Source organism: Pedobacter zeaxanthinifaciens (genome assembly GCF_003313335.1).
Lineage (GTDB): Bacteria > Bacteroidota > Bacteroidia > Sphingobacteriales > Sphingobacteriaceae > Pedobacter > Pedobacter zeaxanthinifaciens.
This window is the reverse complement of sequence record NZ_QMHP01000005.1, coordinates 1-20134: the sequence shown is the minus strand read 5'-3', so window position 1 is coordinate 20134 and position 20134 is coordinate 1. Positions and strand designations below refer to the sequence as shown.

17 protein-coding genes are annotated in these 20134 nt (G+C 37.8%); 7 read left to right on the top strand and 10 right to left on the bottom strand.

The genetic code is table 11. From position 1 onward, the window contains the following. Positions 1–54: 54 nt before the first annotated feature. From DUT68_RS08850 to DUT68_RS08835, 4 genes are all read right to left on the bottom strand, one after another. Positions 55–2958: a triple tyrosine motif-containing protein gene (locus DUT68_RS08850; RefSeq protein WP_113637648.1), complete on the bottom strand. Its 2904-nt coding sequence runs from the start codon at positions 2956–2958 to the stop codon at positions 55–57. 371 nt (positions 2959–3329) lie between these two features. Next, entirely contained in the window at positions 3330–4262 is a 933-nt protein-coding gene (gene trhO, locus DUT68_RS08845) for an oxygen-dependent tRNA uridine(34) hydroxylase TrhO (protein ID WP_113637646.1), read from the bottom strand. Positions 4263–4466: 204 nt separating this feature from the next. Then, positions 4467–6866 carry a DUF5686 and carboxypeptidase regulatory-like domain-containing protein gene (locus DUT68_RS08840; protein WP_237088300.1) on the bottom strand — a complete coding sequence of 800 codons (2400 nt, stop codon included), beginning with the start codon at positions 6864–6866 and terminating at the stop codon, positions 4467–4469. A gap of 156 nt (positions 6867–7022) precedes the next feature. Continuing rightward, the gene (locus DUT68_RS08835; RefSeq protein WP_113638103.1) at positions 7023–9476 is read right to left on the bottom strand and encodes a DUF5686 and carboxypeptidase regulatory-like domain-containing protein; all 2454 of its coding nucleotides are present in this window, start codon (positions 9474–9476) and stop codon (positions 7023–7025) included. A gap of 113 nt (positions 9477–9589) precedes the next feature. Here DUT68_RS08835 and kbl point away from each other — a divergent pair, with 113 nt between their 5' ends. From kbl to DUT68_RS08810, 5 genes are all read left to right on the top strand, one after another. Continuing rightward, positions 9590–10780, top strand: coding sequence for a glycine C-acetyltransferase (gene kbl, locus DUT68_RS08830; RefSeq protein WP_113637642.1), 1191 nt, complete (start codon positions 9590–9592; stop codon positions 10778–10780). 40 nt (positions 10781–10820) lie between these two features. Next, positions 10821–11732: an alpha/beta hydrolase gene (locus tag DUT68_RS08825; RefSeq protein ID WP_113637640.1), complete on the top strand. Its 912-nt coding sequence runs from the start codon at positions 10821–10823 to the stop codon at positions 11730–11732. Between the two features lie 121 nt (positions 11733–11853). Continuing rightward, positions 11854–12894, top strand: coding sequence for a phenylalanine--tRNA ligase subunit alpha (gene pheS / locus DUT68_RS08820; protein ID WP_113637638.1), 1041 nt, complete (start codon positions 11854–11856; stop codon positions 12892–12894). Positions 12895–12898: 4 nt separating this feature from the next. Next, complete coding sequence (locus tag DUT68_RS08815) at positions 12899–13312, top strand: Rieske (2Fe-2S) protein (protein WP_113637636.1); 414 nt, start codon at positions 12899–12901, stop codon at positions 13310–13312. Continuing rightward, on the top strand, positions 13312–13887 hold the full coding sequence (locus DUT68_RS08810; protein WP_113637635.1) for a TetR/AcrR family transcriptional regulator: 576 nt from the start codon (positions 13312–13314) through the stop codon (positions 13885–13887). Before DUT68_RS08815 ends, DUT68_RS08810 begins: the two co-directional genes overlap by 1 nt. Positions 13888–13900: 13 nt before the next feature. On the opposite strand, the gene DUT68_RS08805 is transcribed toward DUT68_RS08810, so the two are convergent. From DUT68_RS08805 to DUT68_RS08780, 6 genes are all read right to left on the bottom strand, one after another. After that, positions 13901–14278, bottom strand: coding sequence for a DUF423 domain-containing protein (locus tag DUT68_RS08805; protein ID WP_113637633.1), 378 nt, complete (start codon positions 14276–14278; stop codon positions 13901–13903). Next, positions 14268–14834, bottom strand: coding sequence for an NUDIX hydrolase (locus DUT68_RS08800; protein ID WP_198659561.1), 567 nt, complete (start codon positions 14832–14834; stop codon positions 14268–14270). Before DUT68_RS08800 ends, DUT68_RS08805 begins: the two co-directional genes overlap by 11 nt. A gap of 84 nt (positions 14835–14918) precedes the next feature. Beyond that, positions 14919–15305 (bottom strand): hypothetical protein, encoded by a 387-nt coding sequence (locus tag DUT68_RS08795; RefSeq protein ID WP_113637631.1) that lies wholly within the window; start codon positions 15303–15305, stop codon positions 14919–14921. 100 nt (positions 15306–15405) lie between these two features. Then, the gene (locus DUT68_RS08790; RefSeq protein WP_113637629.1) at positions 15406–16182 is read right to left on the bottom strand and encodes a TPM domain-containing protein; all 777 of its coding nucleotides are present in this window, start codon (positions 16180–16182) and stop codon (positions 15406–15408) included. Between the two features lie 45 nt (positions 16183–16227). Next, positions 16228–16665 (bottom strand): TPM domain-containing protein, encoded by a 438-nt coding sequence (locus DUT68_RS08785; protein ID WP_113637627.1) that lies wholly within the window; start codon positions 16663–16665, stop codon positions 16228–16230. Between the two features lie 85 nt (positions 16666–16750). Next, entirely contained in the window at positions 16751–17332 is a 582-nt protein-coding gene (locus tag DUT68_RS08780; protein WP_113637625.1) for a LemA family protein, read from the bottom strand. Positions 17333–17509: 177 nt separating this feature from the next. Between DUT68_RS08780 and DUT68_RS08775 the strand changes: the two genes are divergently transcribed. Then, a complete protein-coding gene (locus DUT68_RS08775) occupies positions 17510–19057 on the top strand; it encodes an NAD(P)/FAD-dependent oxidoreductase (protein ID WP_113637623.1) in 1548 nt (515 codons plus the stop codon). A gap of 47 nt (positions 19058–19104) precedes the next feature. After that, positions 19105–19464, top strand: coding sequence for a CoA-binding protein (locus DUT68_RS08770; protein ID WP_113638101.1), 360 nt, complete (start codon positions 19105–19107; stop codon positions 19462–19464). Positions 19465–20134 lie beyond the last annotated feature (670 nt).

Genomic DNA, 20134 nt, shown 5'->3' with positions numbered 1-20134 from the left:
TAGTGCGCCTTAAAATAACTTTAAAAAATGCGTTTGAGAGGTAATGATGTAGTGTTAGATTTCGATTAAGAACTCGGTTAAATTCTTATCATGAGGCACAGCCAATTTTTTTCGTAAGCGATATCTTCTAATTTCAACGCCACGTACAGAGATGTTTAATAGAGATGCCATCTCCTTGCTGCTCATATTCATCCGTAAATAGGCACACAATTTAAGGTCATTTGGTACTAAGTCGGGATGGTTAATTTTCAATTTTTTAAAGAAACTTTCGTGTGCTTCATTGAAACTTTTCTCAAATAAATTCCAGTCCCTTTCATCGTTCATGCCATCATCAATAATTTTTTGAATCTTTCTCAATTGGTCTTCCGGAGATTTGTGATCCTTATTTTCACGAAGTTTATTTAGCTCTTGACTGATTTTCTGCAGTAACTCATTTTTGTAAACCAAGCTCATTGCCGAATTTGCCAGTTCTCGGCTTTTGCCAGCTAATTCGGTTTGTAGTTTTTCAGTCTGCAACCTGCTAATTTGCTTTTCAGTTGCTTCAGCTTTTTTCTTTAGGTACTCTTCCTTTTCTTGCTGTAGCTTTTGTGCAATTTTTTGTTGATCTCTTTGCAATTTGCTTTCATATACCTTTTTGCCAATTACTAAACCGGCCACTGCCAAAATTAGATAGCAAATCCATGCCCAATTACTTGCATACCAAGGCGGCAAAATGATCACTTTTATTTCACTTACTGCGCTAACAGTATTTTCATCAATTTTAGCACGCACTTTAAAAATATAGGTGCCGTTACTCAAATTGGTAAAATCTTTTTGTGTTGCCGTATTCCAATCCGACCATTGCTTAGAGTAACCATCTAAATAGTATTGAAATTTGATTTTTGCAAGGCGATAATAAGGTAGTGCAAATGAAATTCTTATGCTATTTCTCGAAAAAGGGATTTCTATTTTTTGTTCAGCATCACCACTTTCAGCAATTAAACTGTATTTGTCTGTGATGTCTTCAATTTTACCGATAACTACCTGAGGTAGCTTTTTACTCAATTTCATTGATCCGGCTAGTACATCATTATAAATTGCAAAGCCGTCATCAACACTGATCAAATAAATATTGTTACTAATTTGACTGATGTTTTCGTAGTACTGCACCATACGGGCATCTAAAATATTGAACCTGTTCGAGTCAACCTTGATGTTTCCAGATTCTATAAAATCACTCAGCCCCATACGGCCTCTATTGATGAACCAATATTTTCCGGTACCTGCTTTGATAATTTTATTGGATGTATTAAAACTTCCCAACTTTTGATTCAATTCCTTGTACTTGCTGAATTTGTTGGTAATGTCATCGTAGATGTAAAAACCCGAATCAGTAGAGAAAACTATTCTATTTTCTAGGTTGAAGGTATTGATGTTAAAGCTATTTGGTAATCCATTGGTTTCGTCAAAATACTTTACTTTTAAGGCTTGCTTAAAATCGCTGCTTAGGGTAATGCGGTATAGCCCCTTGTAAGCGTGACTAACCCAAATATTGCCCTTATGATCTTGCTCAACATATCTCGAAGGTTCACCAAAACCATTTATCCTATGACTAAAAACCCATTTTCCGGAAGCATTTTTTGTATAGATGCACAATCCGGTATAGGTTCCTTGAATTAATACGTTAGGGTTAGAAGAGAGTTTTTTCAGTGTCCAACCGCCATTAATTGAGGATATTTTTTCAATCCTATCACCAGTAACCGCAAAAGTTCCATCGTTATGGCCGCATATCAATTGGTTATCAATATTACTTAAATCCCAAACCTGACCTTGCGAATTAGGAATCAGTTTAAAGTCGAAATTGTTGTTGATGTTTTTCCAACTGCTATTCCAAGTGCTATAAAATAAACCCTGATTGGTTCCCAGGTAAATTTTGTCTTGATAAATTAAGCTTGAATAAACGGTGCCAAATCTTCCTGTTTTATCAAAATAGAAAGAAAGGGGCGAGTTAAGCTCAATCCGATCGATACCATTATCTAAGCCCACCCATAAATTACTTTCATCATCGTTGTAGATGCTTAAAACCGTGTTGTTTTGTAAGCCGCTAGTTTTATTGATGCTTTGAACAATATTTCCATTTTCATCAATAATAATTACGCCGTTTAGAATGGTGCCAAAAGCATAATAATTATTGAAAACTTTGGCGCCGTTATTGAGTTGGTAGGTTTTTAGGAAATTATTTGCCTGACTGTTAAATGGTGTGAAAATTGTACCATCGTATAAAAAAAGGCCATTTTTACTTGTGCCAATTAGCAACTGGTTATTTTTAAAAGGTAAAATGGAGAGTATCCCTGTTTTGCCTAATATCTCGCTGCCCAATAACTTTACGAGTTGCTTCCCTTTTACTTCAAATAGGCCATTGTCTATTACTTCGGCAAATAACCTATTGTTAACCTTATGGGTAAATAATAAGTTGTTTACACCTTTAATTATTGTGATTTTTTTGTTTTGGTAAACAAAGATTTCTGAAAAGGTTTGAAAATATATCGTTTTTCCAATGACATATATTTTCCAAACTTCGCCGCTAAGTTTGGCTGACTTAGGAATTAATTTAATTAAAGAATGGTACTGTAGCTCTTTATTTTCGTAATCCCAATAGCCAAATTCACCAAATCCGCCAGTGTAAACCAAACCATCATGTCCAATGGCTACTGATCTTACAATCTGTTTATTTGGCAACTCATGTTTTTGCCAATATTTGCCATTGTAGCTTAAAAGTCCGCCTGAATTTGCAAAGAACATAATGCTTTTGCTGTTTTTTGCGATGGACCAATTCTGGTTGCCTGCGGCGTAAAGCGCCTTGCCGAAGTTTTGTATATATGGTACTCCAATACGAGGGATATCACTTGCTGTCGCGTAAATTGCGGATAACAGCGTTAGCGAAAAGAGCAAAAATAAATATTTGATGTTTCTCCTCATGAAAACCTACTTATTGACACTATTGCAAATTAGAAAAATAATTGGAATTGCTAGGCAATATTAAACTGCGGCAAAGCATTACAGCCCGAGTTCGATTATTAATTCATTGCTAATTAGCTTTCAAAGCTGATACTGATCCTGAATGTTCGGTATCAGAGTCAGTTAGCTAGAAAATATGGTATATTATGGTAAATCAAATAATAATAATAATCGAACTCATGTTTATAGCCAGAGCTAGCTTTCTCGAGGCGTTTTGCCGCTGAAATTATGCAAATTATTGGTCTCTATCTTTATAAATAGAAACCATAAATAGGTTAAACTTTAAGCAGGATTTATAAGTACCAATACCGTTTTTAGAGCTAATTACGAGATTACTTTGCGGCAACTTGCTGTGGTACCTTTACGTAATAACCTGTACCATCGTAAGGTCTTTTGCGAGGATGTTCCATGCAAGTAGTAGAGCAACAACCTTGTAATAGCTCTCCGCAGGCATCACACTGGGTGAAATGCTCATTACATTCTGGGTTAGCACAATTGATCATTTTTGGTGTTACTGTGCCACAATTTAAGCATTTGCTCACCACCGTTGGGTTTACGGAGTTAACATCTACCGCAATCCTGTTATCAAAAACGTAGCATTTGCCTTCAAAATCTTTCCCGCCAGCTTCTTTACCATATTTGATAATGCCACCATGTAGTTGGTATACATCATTAAAGCCATGGTGTAAAAGTAAGGCCGAAGCTTTTTCGCACTTGATGCCGCCAGTGCAATAGGTTAGCACTTTCTTGTCTTTATACTGTGCTAACGCTTCTATTTGCTCAGGAAAATCTCTGAAATTATCTATATCCAGTGTAACTGCATTTTTAAATTTGCCCAAGTTATGTTCGTAGTTGGAGCGCACATCTAAAATCACCACATCATCCCGGTCTATCATTTCGCTAAATTCCTTTGGCTCTAAATGTTTTCCTGTACGTTTATTTGGGTCGATGATTGTTTTATCTCTCAAACCAGAGTGCACAATTTCAGCTTTGTAGCGGCAGTGCATCTTAATAAAAGAAGGTTCTTCTACTTCGTCTATCTTAAATTCAGTTTTGGCGAAACGTTCATCTGCATGTATGTGATTCATGTATGCTTCGCAGGCTTCAACAGTACCCGAAACGGTTCCATTCAAACCTTCGTCTGCAACGATAATACGGCCAACTAAACCTAAAGATTTACAAAAAGCTAGGTGATCTGCAGCAAATTGTTCTGCATCTGCTATTGGAGAATAGCAGTAATAAAGTAAGGTATTGTATTTCATAATGATTGATACCGCTGCAAACGGCGTTTAACGCTGCAAAGATAAAGCTTAATTATGGTTTAGCAAAGCTGATTTACATCAGATATTTACGAAACTTTTTAATTTCTGTTGATTAACCTACACTTTTCATGTTTCGCTTCTCGAAACATTCCTTAACAAAGTAGCCTTCGGCAAGTTTGTAAATCAAATAGATAATCGAAATCAGGTTTACAAATTAAAGCCATACGAGAACTTGAAGCCCTTTTTAATTCGTTCATCCCTGTCGTACGCGTAGCCATAGTGAATCCTAAAATTCAAACGCTTGATGCCGAAATAAAATTCTGTATAATTTCTTTTTTCTGGAGATGACAGATAGGCTGTACCGATAATCTCCTCTAATTTCAATTTTCTTAACAAGGGGATTCTGTTTAAAAAAAATGAACCAAAATTATGCTGAAAATGTGCTTCAAAATATTGTTTTGTAGTATTAAAGATATAGAAATCCAAAAATTGAAAATAGCGCTCATCAGGGTTAAATACGATACTTTGATTTGCTCTAAAGTGCTTCCAGTCCGGGTAGTTCAAACTTTCTGTAGTTAAAAATTTACCGGCACCTATCAGTAAAGATGACTTTCCCAACATGCCAAGTTGCAGTTTTTTTTGATAAAGCTCTACCGAAATAAAGTCGTAATCAACTTCCGAACCGAAAACACCCTTAATGCCACGTTTATAATTAAACTCTATCCTTGGGTAATTGCTTTCCATATAAAAACGACCGTCGGGGCGGGTAATGTATTTTTGCGCAACTGTATAAGCTAATGTGCCGCTCACAATAAATGCTTTATGCTTTGGGAAAAGCAGGCTATTTTCATTGTTTGGTTGAAACGGATTGTTTGAAGTGAATTCGGAGTTTTTTCCAAAGTTGGTGAAATTACTATTTGTTAAAGCACTTCGGTTGGCGTATTCAGCCGTTAATTTCAGTTCAAAGCTTGGCGCAAATTCTCTTGAAGCTTCTACGTTAAAAAACCTACGTTCGTAAAATTTGGCTACGTTTTTCCCAAATACCAATGTATTAATGGTATTTTGGAGTAAATTGGTTTGTTCCTGAGAGTTTAAATTGGCCACTTCCGAACCAAATCCAATTGCAATAGTTGCATTTTTGATGGGATCATAAAGGTATTTAGCCTTAATGTTTGGATTAAAGTGATCGTTAGCAAAGCCATAGCGCAATTCGGGCTTTATGCTGTAGTACCTACCATCATCAAAGCCTTGTCGCCAGGTTGCTGCATATTTTAAAGCCAGTCCTTCAACAGTGTTGAAAAAAACAGAAGTAGCTATCGGATCAAAAGTGATACTTTTTTTATTGTAGCTACGGTAATAAATGTAAGGTGTAACTAAAATCTGTCGGGCATTAAACCTATTTTTCACCTGATCAACAGAATCCAGATAGCTTTGTGAGGCTTTCAATTTACTTACACTGTCTTTTTTCAGGTAGTTCTCAAATTCTTCTTCCGTTAACGGTACCGAACGATGTTTTTCCCAATACAGGGGATCTTTTCTGTTAGATGTTTTTTCTACTTTCAGAATCTCCTTTGTGAAAAAATTCTTGTTGAAGGTAGGTTTGATATCGTAATTTTTGAATACCCCCAAAACGTAGCCAGAAAACTGAAAGCCTAATAGTTTCCCCGCAATGCTGAACTGTATAGATTGCGGCACAAAAACGTTGCCTACTTGAACTAGTTGTTGCTTTACGTTTAAAGTATCAATCAATTCCATTCCGTTTTTTTTGGTGATGGAAAGATTGACAGCGCTGATTCTCCAACTATCATTCACTACATATATAGTTCCATTGAAGGTAGGGGAGTGTGCCCGTTTAGGAATAACCTGTATCTTACTAATGATTTGTCCATTTTCTTCATTGGTTCCCAACAGTTTATATTCATAGTAAGATAAGGCATTATCAGCCACCGGCGATACAAAACCTCTAACGCAAAGTTTGTCTTCAAATAGGATGTTTTCGTAGAAGTTTACCATCAAATCGGAAGCTTTGTTAAAGCTGAAGCCCTTATCATCACCTGCAATTTTAGAAGAAATCATCACTTCTTTGATTTTGTGAAATTGCTTAAAATCAAGCTTCGATTCTGTTTCAGAAAGATAAATGATGCCTTTTCTGTTACTATCTAGTTCTAAAATTGTAGCTACATCTCTACCAAAAAAGCGTTTAGGTGCTTTATGTAGTTTTTGCATGGCTTTGGTATAAACTTCTGCCGAAAAAGCTTGGACTTCATTGAGCAATACGCTACGCTTCGTAATAACTTTTTTAATAATTTCTTCGGCTCGGTTTTCATTTGATGACTTGATTACCACATCATTAAGCGTGAAAATTTTAGGTGCCAGCACCACGTCAAGTGTCGTATTTTCGGCTATCGTTAGTGTAATTTTACGGTCTTCGTAGCCAACGGCACTAAACAATAGCTCAATTTGGCCTTTCGGTAAACTGAGTTTATACTGGCCATCAATATTGGATGAAGTACCTTGCGTAGTAGTATGCACATAAACCGAAGAAAATGGGATTGCAGTTCCTTTTGCTTCCGTAATTTTCCCCGATAGCGTGTACTGTTGTGCCAAAGCAGTGCCTGCTTTTAGGCAAAATAGCAAAAGTAAACAGCAGCGGAAACAGTAGCTCATCAAAAAAGGGAATCTTTGTCGTCGTTCAAAATAACGAAAACCTTTTATAAAATCTAGTACTCAAATAAGTGCTGCATGTTTTTCTTAAACTATCGACTAAAAATCGTAGGCAAATCTAAATCCTTGATTAACTTTTTTACCGTTATCATAAGCAACACCATAGCTGATACCGAAAAGTAAACGCTGAATACCGAAGTAATATTCTGTGTAGTTTTTCTTTTCTGGTTGCGTTAAATAACTAAGCCCCACAATTTCTTCCAGTTTTAATTTTCTTAACAATGGAATTTTATTAAGGATGAAGCCTGAAAAGTTATGTTCTAAATGCCCTTCTAAATAATGTTGATTGGTGCTGTACTGGTAAAAATCAAGGAACCTAAACTTACGCAGATTAGGAGGGAAAAATTTAGCATTGTTACCTCTAAAGTGCTTAAATTCTGGGTAGTAAACTTTATTGTTGTTTAAGAATTTACCTGCTCCCAATACAAATGAGGTGTATCCAAATAAACCTAGTCCAATTCGCTCTTGGTAAGCTTCAAATGTTACTAAATCATAGTCGCTGTCTGAACCAAAAATGCCGTTAATTGCTTTTTTGTACCTTAAGCTCAAGCGGGGATACTTGGATTCTGTATATATTTTCGAATCGGGGCGAGTGATGTATTTCTGCCCAAACGTGTAGGTTAATCCGGCTGTAACCGTAGCGGTTTGGTAAGTTGGAAAAAATGGCGAATCGTCCAGCGGACTCAAAGGATTGTTAGAGGTAAATTCCCTGTCTTCGAAATCCTTAAATTTATAAAGTGTACTGTTGGTTAACGCTTGGTTTCTCGAGTAATCAACTGCTAAGGTTGCTTGTAGTCCGTTAGCAAGCTCTCTTTGTGTATTTACATTGATGAAATCTCTTTTGTAAAATTTGGGGAAGTTTCTTTCAAACAGCAAACTGTTAATCGTGTTGGATAGCAAGGTCATGGTGCCGTAGTTATTCAAATCGGCTATTTCATTTCCAAAGTTGAAACCAACACCAGCTCTTTTAATGGCATCGTAATAAAAGTAAGTGCTCAAATTGGCCGTAAAAATTTCGTTCTTAAATCCATAACGAGCTTCGGGTCTAATTGTTAAAAACCTATTGTTTTCATACCGTTTCCTGTAAGTTACACCATATTTGATGGCCAAACCCTCTACGGTGTTGTAAAAAACTGATTTAATTAAAGGGTCAAAGGTATAGCTACGCTTATTGTACCTGTCGTTGATGGAGTAGCTGGTCATGATAATTTTGCCAACCGTAAAGTTGTTGTTCGCTTTCTCCAAAGAGTCAAGGTATGCTTTACTTTGTTTGCGCAAAGCGATGCTGTCTTTTTTGATGTAGTCTTTGCGTTCCTCTTCGGTGAGTGGTATAGGTCTGTTGTTCGCCCAATAAGTTGAGTCTTTTTTGTTAACTTGTTTGGTGATTTTTAAAATTTCAGGCGTGAAATAACCCTTTTCAAATTTAGGATTGATGTTATAATTGCTGTAGAAACTGATGAAGTAACCCTTGAATTTGAAGCCAAACACATTTCCGTTAAATTCAAATTTCAAGTTGCCCGGCATAAAGTATTTGTCAACCTTAATGAAGTGTTGAGCAATGTTTAAGGTATCAATCAAGTTTACGCCAGCATCTTTGGTCAAATTCAGGTCGGTTCCCATTAAGCGCCAAGTCGCATCTGCTATGTAAATTACCCCTCTAAATACAGGGTCATTTTTCCGTTTTGGCGTAACCTCTATCTTATTAATTGTCAAACCATTTTCTTCACTGGTACCTAGTAGCTTGTACTTGTAATAAAAAAGTGCATTATCAGCAATTGGCGATACAAAGCTACGGGCGCTTAGGCCGGTATTAGCAAGTAATAAGTTTTCATAAAAGTTAATTCTCATATCTGATGCTTTGTTGAAACTGAAAGCATTGTTACTTCCGGAGATTTTAGACGAAATCATTTCTTCTTTAATCCTATCGGGTTTCATGTACGAGAACTTGGATTGAGATTCTGATAAGTACAAAATGCCGTTTCTGTTGGTGTCTAAATTGAGCGTCTTTTGGATATCTCTACCAAAGAACTTTTTAGGCGCACCCACCAGTTTCTGCATACCTTTAATATATACATCGCTGCTATAGGCAAATATTTCTTCTAAATAGGCTTTTCTATTTTTAATGGCGTTCCTTACAATTTTATATGCCGGATCTTCGCCATTTGCCTTTATCACTACACTGTTTAAGGTGTAATGCTCAGTATCAAGGCTTTTGTTAAGGGTGATGTTGTTAAACACATCGATAGTTTGGTAGGCGGTTTTGTAGCCCACGGCCGTAAATGATAGGGTTACCACGCCTCTATCTACATTAATTACATATTGTCCATCCGTATTTGCCGAAACGCCTTTGGTTGTTCCTTTGATAAAAACTGATACAAATGGGATGCTATTGCCGTCGGCGTCTGTAATTTTTCCTTTGACTTCAAATTGTTGCGCAAAAGCAACATTAATAAGACTGAGAGTGCTTATTAACAAGAGGTATATATTCTTCATAGGCTTAAATATAGCTGTAATTGATAACATAAACATATTTTGTATGTTAAAGTTTGTTAAGCACCAAAATACTATCTTTGTGAAGATTTTTTTAATCAAAAAACGATTAAACCATGTATAAAACCTTACAACCAGTTTTACAAAAGGAACTTGCAGAGATTGAACAAGCGGGCCTATATAAACGCGAAAGAATTATCACTACACCACAGGGAGCTGATATAAAAGTAAGCACAGGCGATGAAGTAATTAACTTTTGCGCTAACAATTACTTAGGCTTATCATCGCATCCAAAAGTGATTGAGGCTGCTAAAAAAGCGATAGATCATTATGGTTATGGCATGTCTTCGGTACGATTCATCTGTGGTACGCAAGACATTCATAAGGAATTGGAAGCAAAGATTTCACAGTTTTTAGGAACTGAAGATACTATTTTATATGCAGCGGCATTTGATGCTAATGGCGGGGTTTTTGAACCTTTGCTTGGTCCTGAGGATGCTATTATTTCCGATGAACTTAACCATGCTTCTATCATTGATGGCGTCCGCTTGTGTAAAGCGCAGCGTTTCCGCTACAAAAACTGCGATATGGAAGATTTGGAGAAGCAATTAATTGCAGCAAAGGATTGCAGACACCGAATGATTGTTACCGATGGTGCGTTTTCTATGGATGGCTCGGTAGCACCTTTGGATAAAATTTGCGACTTGGCAGATAAGTACGAGGCTTTGGTGATGATTGATGAATCTCACTGTTCAGGTTTTATTGGAAAAACTGGACGCGGTACACATGAACATTTTAACGTAATGGGTCGTATTGATATCATTACCGGCACTTTGGGTAAGGCTCTTGGTGGCGCATCAGGTGGATTTACCTCTGGCCGTAAAGAAATTGTTGATATGCTACGCCAGCGTTCTCGTCCGTACCTTTTTTCTAACACCCTAGCACCTTCAATAGCAGGAGCTTCTGTGGCTGTGTTGGATATGCTGAGCGAAACCACAACTTTAAGGGATAAATTGGAATACAACACCAAGTATTTCCGCGAAAAAATGACTGAAGCTGGATTTGACATTAAGCCAGGTTTTCACCCGATAGTTCCGGTAATGTTGTATGATGCTAAGGTAGCTCAAGAGTTTGCGGCTAAAATGTTGGAAGAAGGCATTTACGTAATTGGATTTTTCTATCCAGTAGTACCACAAGGTAAGGCACGTATTAGGGTACAACTTTCGGCTGCGCATGAGCAACACCATTTGGATAAAGCTATTGCGGCATTCACTAAAGTTGGTAGAGACTTAGGTGTAATTAAATAAGATATCAAACGTTAATAAGTTATATCAAGTGGCAATTAAGATGATGAATATGAAATTGGTGAGTCTATTTTTTTTGTTGTTGACAACTGCCGCTTGTAAAAAGTCCGTTAGTAATTCCAATTTGCAGGCGGAAACTTTCCTAAATGTAAGTTATGGGAGTAATAGCTTGCAAAAAATGGATGTTTATTTGCCCGCTAAAAGAAATGCTGATACAAAAGTAGTTGTTTTTATACATGGCGGAAGTTTTATTGGTGGCGATAAATCAGATTATACGGCTTTAGTAGAGGAGCTGTATAAGAAAAACTTTGCAGTGTTAAACATTAACTACCGCTTAGTAGATGGAAGTGGCTTGGAAACTAATCCAATAACTCATAAAAAAAGTAGCATATTGATACAGGACCAAGTAATTGATGTATCTGCTGCTGTTGATTTTGTGATTTCAAAAGCTGAAGATTGGCAAGTAAGTAATTCAAAGATTGCTGTGGTAGGGCATAGCGCAGGCGCAACTTTGGCCTTGCTATACAGCTATGGTGATAAAAATACTGGTAAAGTTAAAGCAGTAGCTAATTTAGCTGGCGCCCTAGACCAAACTTTTACTGATTTACCTAACTATAATTTATTGCCGCCACCAATTTTGGAATTCGGTTATAGATACACCGGCTTTGAAGTATCTCCCACAAACGAGCAATATTATAAAGCTATAAGCCCACTTTACGTGGCAAATGCCGGTAAAAAAATAAATACGTTAACCATATTTCCTGAGAATAACGTAGTAGGTGCATTCCCAAAACAAAATAGAGCTACTTTTGATGCCTTCACCAACCGATTGAATCAACTCGGGATTTCCAATAAATTTGTTCAAATTCCAGGTGCTGACCACAGCTTTACTACGGCAGGAAGCGTTCAATTGATGTTTATTGAACTATTGACGTTCTTAGGCAGCAGCTATTAATTGAGCAACGGTTGCAACCAAAACTGTATTTCGGTTCATTTTATCCATTTATTATGCTATTACCTAAGTTTTTGAACTCGGTCTGACAAAAAAGTGAGATAAAAACATGTATATTTGGCGCATGTTACAAGACCAAATAACGCAATACACAGAAGAGATCAATGCGTTTGATACCAATAATGCTGCTGAGCTAGAGCAATTCAGGATTCGTTTTTTAGGAACAAAAGGTATCATCAAAGATATTTTTGATGAATTTAAAGCGGTTTCTCCTGAAGAAAAAAGAACTTTAGGAAAAGTGCTGAATCAATTTAAGCAGCTTGCTGAGGCAAAATATCAAACTTTAAATGAAACCATTGCTGATGCTCATGGGGCAACAGAGGGTAGCGATTTAGATTTGACTCTTCCTGGTGAGGGTTTTGAAATTGGTACACGCCATCCTTTAGCGATTGTACGTAGAGAAATTATCGAAATTTTCAATAAATTGGGTTTTAGCGTAGCTGAAGGACCAGAAATTGAAGATGATTGGCACAATTTCTCTGCTTTGAATTTCCCTGAAGAACACCCAGCTCGTGATATGCAGGATACTTTCTTTATTAAAAAAGGTGGTGAAAAGGGCGATGTCGCTTTGCGTACGCATACCTCTTCGGTGCAGGTACGTATGATGGAAGCTGGTCAGCCTCCGTTCAGGGCTTTAATGCCGGGTCGTGTTTATCGTAACGAGGCAATTTCTGCTAGGGCACATTGCTTTTTCCATCAGGTGGAAGGCTTATATGTGGATGAAAAGGTTTCTTTTGCCGATTTGAAGCAAACTTTATTCTACTTTGTTCAGGAATTATACGGCGAAGGAACTAAAGTGCGTTTCCGCCCATCTTATTTCCCTTTTACTGAGCCAAGTGCCGAAATGGATATCTCTTGCAGTATATGCAAAGGTGCTGGCTGCCAAATGTGTAAAGGTAGTGGCTGGGTAGAGATTTTAGGCTGCGGTATGGTTGATCCTAACGTTTTGGAAAACTGTGGTATTGATAGTAAAAAATATAGCGGCTTCGCATTTGGTATGGGCATTGAACGTATCGCTAATTTGAAATTTGAAATTAAAGATTTGCGTTTATTCTCTGAAAATGATGTCCGTTTCTTGAAACAGTATCAATCTGCTACAATATAAAATTATGAAAAGGATTGCGGGCATATTGTCGTTATTTCTGCTTTTCACTGCATGTGGGAAGCAAGAGAACTTTGTGCCCGATTTTCCAGTTAACTTTAGTGCGCCACTTACCGATCCAAATATCAGCAGGTTAAGTACGCCAGGTGGCGCCGTGAGTTTTAACAACTATGGCGTAGCTGGCATTATTATTTACCGCAGGGCGGATAACCAATATGTGGCTTACGACAGGTGCAGCACGGTTAACCCCGAACAAAAAAATGCCATAGTATTGGATGATCCCGCTTTAACGGCAACTGACCCTGTATCTGGCGCAAAATATTCACTTTATGATGGCAGTCCCGTAAAAGCACCTGCCAAAACATCATTAAAACGCTATAACGCATACGTTGCTGGCAATACGCTTTACGTAAAAAATTAATGGAACCAGAGAAAATAAAAAATAGCATCCTAAGAGCCGCGAAGGAATTATTTAGGAAATACGGTTATCATAAAACTAGTGTAAACGAAATCGCCAAAAAGGCTCGTATTGCAAAAGCTACCATCTATAAATATTTCGAAAGCAAGGAGCAAATTCTTGATTTTATTTTGATGGATTATTTGGACGTGAATTTACATGGAATATTATCCAATAAGGCACAGTTTGCAGATGAAGAAGAGCACTTAAAAGCATTGGTGATGAAAACTTGCAGGCTTTCGTTTACTGTATGTAATGAGTTTATTGGATGGGATTTTGTACGTGAAAATGCCAACTCACAAGAATTTCTAAAGCACCTTTCCGACCAACTAGAGGCCCTACTGCTGTCCGCTTATCTGGAACTGGATCATTTTAAAAATAACCCTGCTCGTAGGGGAGGCTTGGCCTTTTTATTAAAAGCTAGTAAAAGCATTGTTTTTTCATTCGCTTTTACTTCAGTAAGTGATGCCGATGTACGAAAGAATTTTGTCGCTTTCCAAAAAGAAATTCTCCCTTATTTGGTAAAAGCTGCACTTTAATTTAATTATTGAGTTAAAGTAATGTAGCCAGTAAGCTGCCCCAGCCTAAAATTATTAACAATCCTCCAAGTGGCGTAACTGGCCCTAAAAATCTGAAGTTCTTTTTTAGTGGCTCAGCCAATGCTAAAAGATAAATGCTGAAAGAAAATAATATTGTACCAGCAGTTACCAAATAAAAAGCCCATTTAATGTTACTGATTGTCGTATTAGTATTAAATCCCAGTAACAATAAAAATAAAGCATTGTACATTTGATAACGTACGCCCACTTCGAAAGAGGCAAGTTTTTCTGTGGACAGTACCTTCTTCAACGCGTGAGCTCCAAACGCTCCTAATATAATTGCTAAGATGCCAAACGTAGTGCCGGTAAAAATGATGGTGTTATTGCCCATGGTTTGATTGGTTGTCCTGTAGTTTATTCAATCCGTAAAATAAGCCAGCTACATGTAATGCTTGGTCTATCTTATTTTCTTTTAGCAAGTTTTTCACCTCCTCAATCGTGTACAGTTCCACATTCAAAATTTCATGCTCATCCAAATGTTGTTCGTGAGTTTTTATACCCCCAGTTAATAAGTAGGTAAAAGTTTGATTGTTGGCCGTAGCAGGATTAGGATAAAGTGTCGCAACCAGTTCGCAAGTGTCAAAAGTATAGCCAGTTTCTTCTAGCAACTCTCTTTTTACGGCTACTTCCGGCGCTTCGCCATCATCAATAACGCCGCCGGGAATTTCAAGAGAAATAATATCACCTGCAAATCGATATTGACGAACCATGATAATTTGATTTTCAGCGGTTAGTGCAATAGCGTTAACCCAGTTGGGATATTCTAGCACATAATAATCATCCTTAATAGCACCGTTCTGTAGCTCACAAGTATCCACCCTTAAGGTTGCCCACTTTTCTTTAACTAAATATCTGGAGGCAAGTTTTTGCCATTTTTTTATTTCCATGCGTATCAATTCAAAAGGCAAAAGTAAAAATTAAAAATAGCTCGGCTACTCTTTGGAAATCTTATTTCGGCCTAATGTTGTATATTAAAGGTACTGTTGTATAATTTCTTGTCGATGGAAATTAACCAGGTGTACAATTTTATGTTGTTCGGCCAGTACCTGATAAATAAGATTAAGCTTAGGCGCTATGATTTGGTTGCGTTCAGCACTCATTCCTAATTCATAAAACAAAAACTCACTTAAGGAATCAAGTTTTTCAGCTGATAAATTGCTTTCGCTAAGCCAAATTTTAAAAGCATCTAGGTTTCTATCGTCTAAAATAGTGTGCGGCAATAGGAACGACTGCGCCATTGTTTCGTTGAATAACGAGTTAGCGTTGGCAAAATCACCATCAAGTTTTAAGCCCATTATTCTCGCTAGTACCTGAGCTAAACGTTCTATTTCTGCAGTAATCAAATCTTTCCTATACATAGCAACACAATTTTTTTGGATATTAAACTTTCAATCCTAGCGGCAATCCCACCACTAACCACTAACCACTAACCACTAACCACTAACCACTAACCACTAGTTACCAACTTCCGCTACTTCCGCCGCCGCCAAAGCTTCCACCACCAAAACCGCCAAAACCACCGCCGCTGCTGCCGCCGCCAAAGCCACCGCCAAAACCTCCGCCGCCAGAGTTACGTCCACTGCCAAAAAGTAATCCCCAAAAAATGGCATCCGAAACGCCTCTGCCACCAATAACCTGGCCGCCACCGCCTCTACCACCTTTTCTCAATATAATAATGATGATGATCACAATAATGAGTATAATCAAACCCGACCCAGCGCCGCCCGGTCCTTTTCTCTTTTTAGGTTTGTCGTTTTTATACTCTCCTTTGGTTAATTTGATAATGGAATCAACTCCAGTATTAATGCCTTCGTAGTAATTCCCTTCCTTAAAGTAAGGCTTAATATCATCTTCAATAATGCGTTTTGTATACACATCAGGTAATGCTCCTTCTAAACCGTAGCCAGTTTGTATAGAAAGTTTGCGGTCACCAAGTGCAACCAACAAAACAACACCATTATTTTTCTCCTTACCGCCAACGCCCCAAGCTCTCCCTAATTTATAGGCATATTCGTTAATGTCATAATCGCCAACCGATTTAATAATAACCACAGCAATTTGGTTAGATGTGGAATCATCAAAGGCAACCAATTTGCTTTCTAAACTTGCTACCTGCGTAGCTGATAAAGTGTTGGTATAATCACTAACTAAACGGTTTGGCTTAGCAGGGAAATCTTGTGCAAAACCGTTAAAAGTGAAAAATAAAATATGTAGTAAAATCAATAACCTTTTCATTGTAGGAATTTGTAGGTAAGGTTACATCTCGAAAGATATAACTAATTATTGCTGTGGATCAAGAAAAACGATGTCGTTTGGCAATTCATTCACATCGTCGTTCTTATTTGGGAAAAATATAGAGAGTTTTTCGGCTGCTAGTGCAATGCCAGCTATAATTCCATCGCATAAGTTTCCAGACATAAAGTGCGCCTTCATGGCCGTTTTGGTTGTCTCCCAAAAATCTGATGGCACCAAATTGTTGATTCCTTTGTCGCCAATAATGGCAAATTTATGATCTTCCGTAGCCAAATAAATTAAAACTCCGTTATGTAGGGATGTTTTGTCCATCCCCAATTCATAAAAATAACCAGTTGCTCTTTCGTAGGCGTCGCCCTTACAGTGTTTTTCTACAGCAATACGAATTTCTCCAGAAGTCGCTTTTTCAGCATCTGTTATTGCTTGTGCAATTTGCTCTTGTTCTTTAGTACTAAAAATAGACATGACAACTCAAATTAAAATTAAAGGGTAACGTAAACTTCAACGTTGTGTAAGTTATACATTACCCTTAAATAATATCCTTTTATAACTAAAATTCTACTTTAGGAGCATTTTGCGCACCAGCGTCAGCTTTAAATGCTGCTTTCTGACTAAAGCCAAACATTCCGGCAGTGATGTTGTTCGGAAACGACCTAACTTTAGTGTTATAGCTTTGTACAGCAGCGTTATAGTCTGTTCTGGCAACGGTAATTCTGTTCTCAGTTCCTTCTAGCTGAGCCGACAGGTCTCTAAACTGATCAGTAGCCTTCAACTGTGGATAATTTTCCGTAAGTACCATCAATCTTCCCAATGCTTGTGTAATTTGACCTTGAGCAGCCTGGTACTTTTGAATGTTTTCTTCTGTAAGCTTGTTAGGATCAACCGTAATTTGGCTCGCTTTGCTGCGGGCTTCGATAACAGCAGTTAATGTTGATTGTTCAAACTTAGCAGCACCTTTAACGGTATTCACCAAATTAGGGATCAAATCAGCTCTTCTTTGATATTGAGCTTCAACAGCGCCCCATTTTGTTTTAACATCTTCATCTAGTTTTACTAAACTATTATATCCACAGCCGCTAAACAAAGCTATTATCGCTAAAACTGCAACAATGCCAATTAAAACTTTTTTCATGTTAATTCTTTATTAGGTTTTTATTTTGTTGGTTAGATAGCAATATTCATACCTTGTTACTTAAACATACAAAAAACTGACAAAGTGCCATACCTTATATATAATGTATCAAATCATTCAACACTAAATTGAAATTACTAATTTTGTATCGTTCAAGATAAAAACTTGACTAATCACATGCAAAAAGACATCGAAATAACTGTTGCGCCATACAACGTTGATAACCACCAGGCCATTCTAGATAGCCTTGCTAATTCGCTAAACATTCATCAAAGCCGCATCAATCACTTCAATATTTTAAAGAGATCTATAGATGCCCGCTCTAGAAAAGTAGTCTATCGTATGCAAATTCGGGCATATATTGATGAAGCCTATACACCTTTAAAACAAAATTTAACATACAATAAGGTTAGCGACGATAAAAAAGTCATCATAGTAGGGGCAGGGCCAGCCGGTTTGTTTGCGGCATTGCAATGTATTGAAATCGGGTTAAAGCCTATTGTGGTGGAGCGTGGTAAAGATGTTAAGCAACGTCGTAGAGATTTGGCTGCTATTAATAAACAAGGTTTAGTAAATACCGAATCAAACTACTGCTATGGCGAGGGTGGGGCCGGTACTTACTCTGATGGGAAGTTGTATACGCGTTCTAACAAACGTGGCGATATCAATAAGGTATTACAAATATTTGTCGATCATGGCGCACATCCTGATATCATGGTGGATGCTCGTCCGCACATTGGTACAAATAAACTACCGCATATCATCACTGCTATCCGCCAAACCATATTAGAAAATGGTGGAGAAGTATTTTTTGATGCCAAGTTAACGGATCTCGTTATTGAAAATGGAAAAGTAAAAGGCATCAGCGTTAATCACGAGCAGGAAATCAACGCCGATGCTGTTATTTTAGCCACAGGGCATTCGGCTAGAGATATCTATGAGTTATTGCACAGCAAAAATATCCTTATCGAAGCAAAGCCTTTTGCCTTGGGAGTTCGTATAGAGCATCCTCAAAATGTGATTGATCAAGCACAGTATCATTGCGATATCCGTAGTGAGTACCTGCCACCTGCTTATTATAGTTTAGTTGAGCAGGTGAAAAGTAGGGGTGTATTTTCTTTTTGTATGTGCCCAGGAGGTATCATAGCACCCTGCGCAACAGATTTAAATGAAATAGTAGTCAACGGTTGGTCTCCTTCAAAGCGCAACAACCCTTTCGCTAATTCGGGTACGGTAGTGCAAATCACACTCGACGATGTACAGGGTTATGATCCTTTGCGGATGTTAAATTTTCAGTCTGCAATTGAACAAAAGGCATTTGAAGCAGGCGGTGGCAATTTGGTTGCTCCGGCACAACGCATGGTTGATTTTGTAGAGAACCGACTATCCATCGATTTGCCTAAAAATTCCTATCTGCCAGGTACCAAAAGTGTAATGTTAGATAATATTCTTCCGGATTTTGTTTCGCAAAGTCTAAAAGGCGCACTTCCTTTGTTTGGCAAAAAAATGAAGGGATACTATACTAATGATTCAATTTTAGTTGGAGTAGAAAGTCGAACTTCATCGCCAGTACGCATACCACGTGATAAAGAAACCTTTCAGCACCCACAAATAAAAGGATTGTATCCTTGTGCCGAGGGGGCTGGCTATGCAGGCGGAATCGTCTCTGCAGCTATCGATGGCATCAATTGTGCCAATGCAATTCTAAATCAGCATAAACATTAGTTGCATAAAATCGTTTAACTTATAGTATGCCTAATCACAATATCAATATGAAAAAAACACTCATCATCGGCGCAAGTCCTGATCCTAGCAGGTATTCCTATAAAGCAGCCCATATGCTTACCGGTCGTGGTCATCAAATCGTAAATGTAGGAGTTAAAACCGGTGAGGTGGCCGGAGCAGCTATCGAAAAACCTGAAAACATTCATCCGGATATTGATACCATTACTTTATATATAGGGCCGGCAACTCAGCCTCAGTATTTTGATTATATAGTAGCAACCAATCCTAAACGTGTTATTTTTAATCCAGGTACCGAAAATAGAGAATTGCAAAGGGTATTGGATGCAAATGATATCGCCTATACGGAAGCATGTACATTGGTACTTTTAGCAACCGGACAATATTGAATATAGAAAAGCAGTAGCATCACACATATTATAGTATAGCCCCGCTGTCCACTACAAGTCCGCTCCCTCTTGAAATCGGGATGCGGGCTTTTCGTTTTCATCGGGTTTATTTTACGCCAACCCCTGCAAAATACTTCGTTTTTATTTGCATCAGTCCAAGTTTGTGGTTGAATTGAGCATATAAACACTTTTCTTTTCATATTGTTCATTTGTTTTTTCAATTTTTATGGCTGTATCCCAGGTGGTTGTGTGCCGTGGTTCAAAAAACACCCGTTCGGGCATTGCGGGCGACCTGAATTTTGCTACCTTTGCACTCCGCTTCGGAGGAAGAGGGATGTGCGGAAGGAAGATGTGTGGGTGATGAAGAGCGGCAAACAGTGCCAAAGGGAAAAAGTTTTAATAATTTGATTTTTTTCTTGCGGTTGACAAAAGTTTTGCTACCTTTGCACTCCGCTTCGGAAGGAAGTTGGGAGGTTTGAAGGAAGAGGGAAATGGGGGAGATGAGGTGGAGAAAGGCAGTAAAAAATAATTTTATTTTTTATTTGCGGAAAAGAAAAAGTTTCCTACCTTTGCAGTCCCAAACGAAACGGGAGCTGACGGACGGAGTTCGGTAGCGATAAAAAAAAAGACTGGAACAACGATGTGCAGAACTGAGGCGGAACATTAAGAC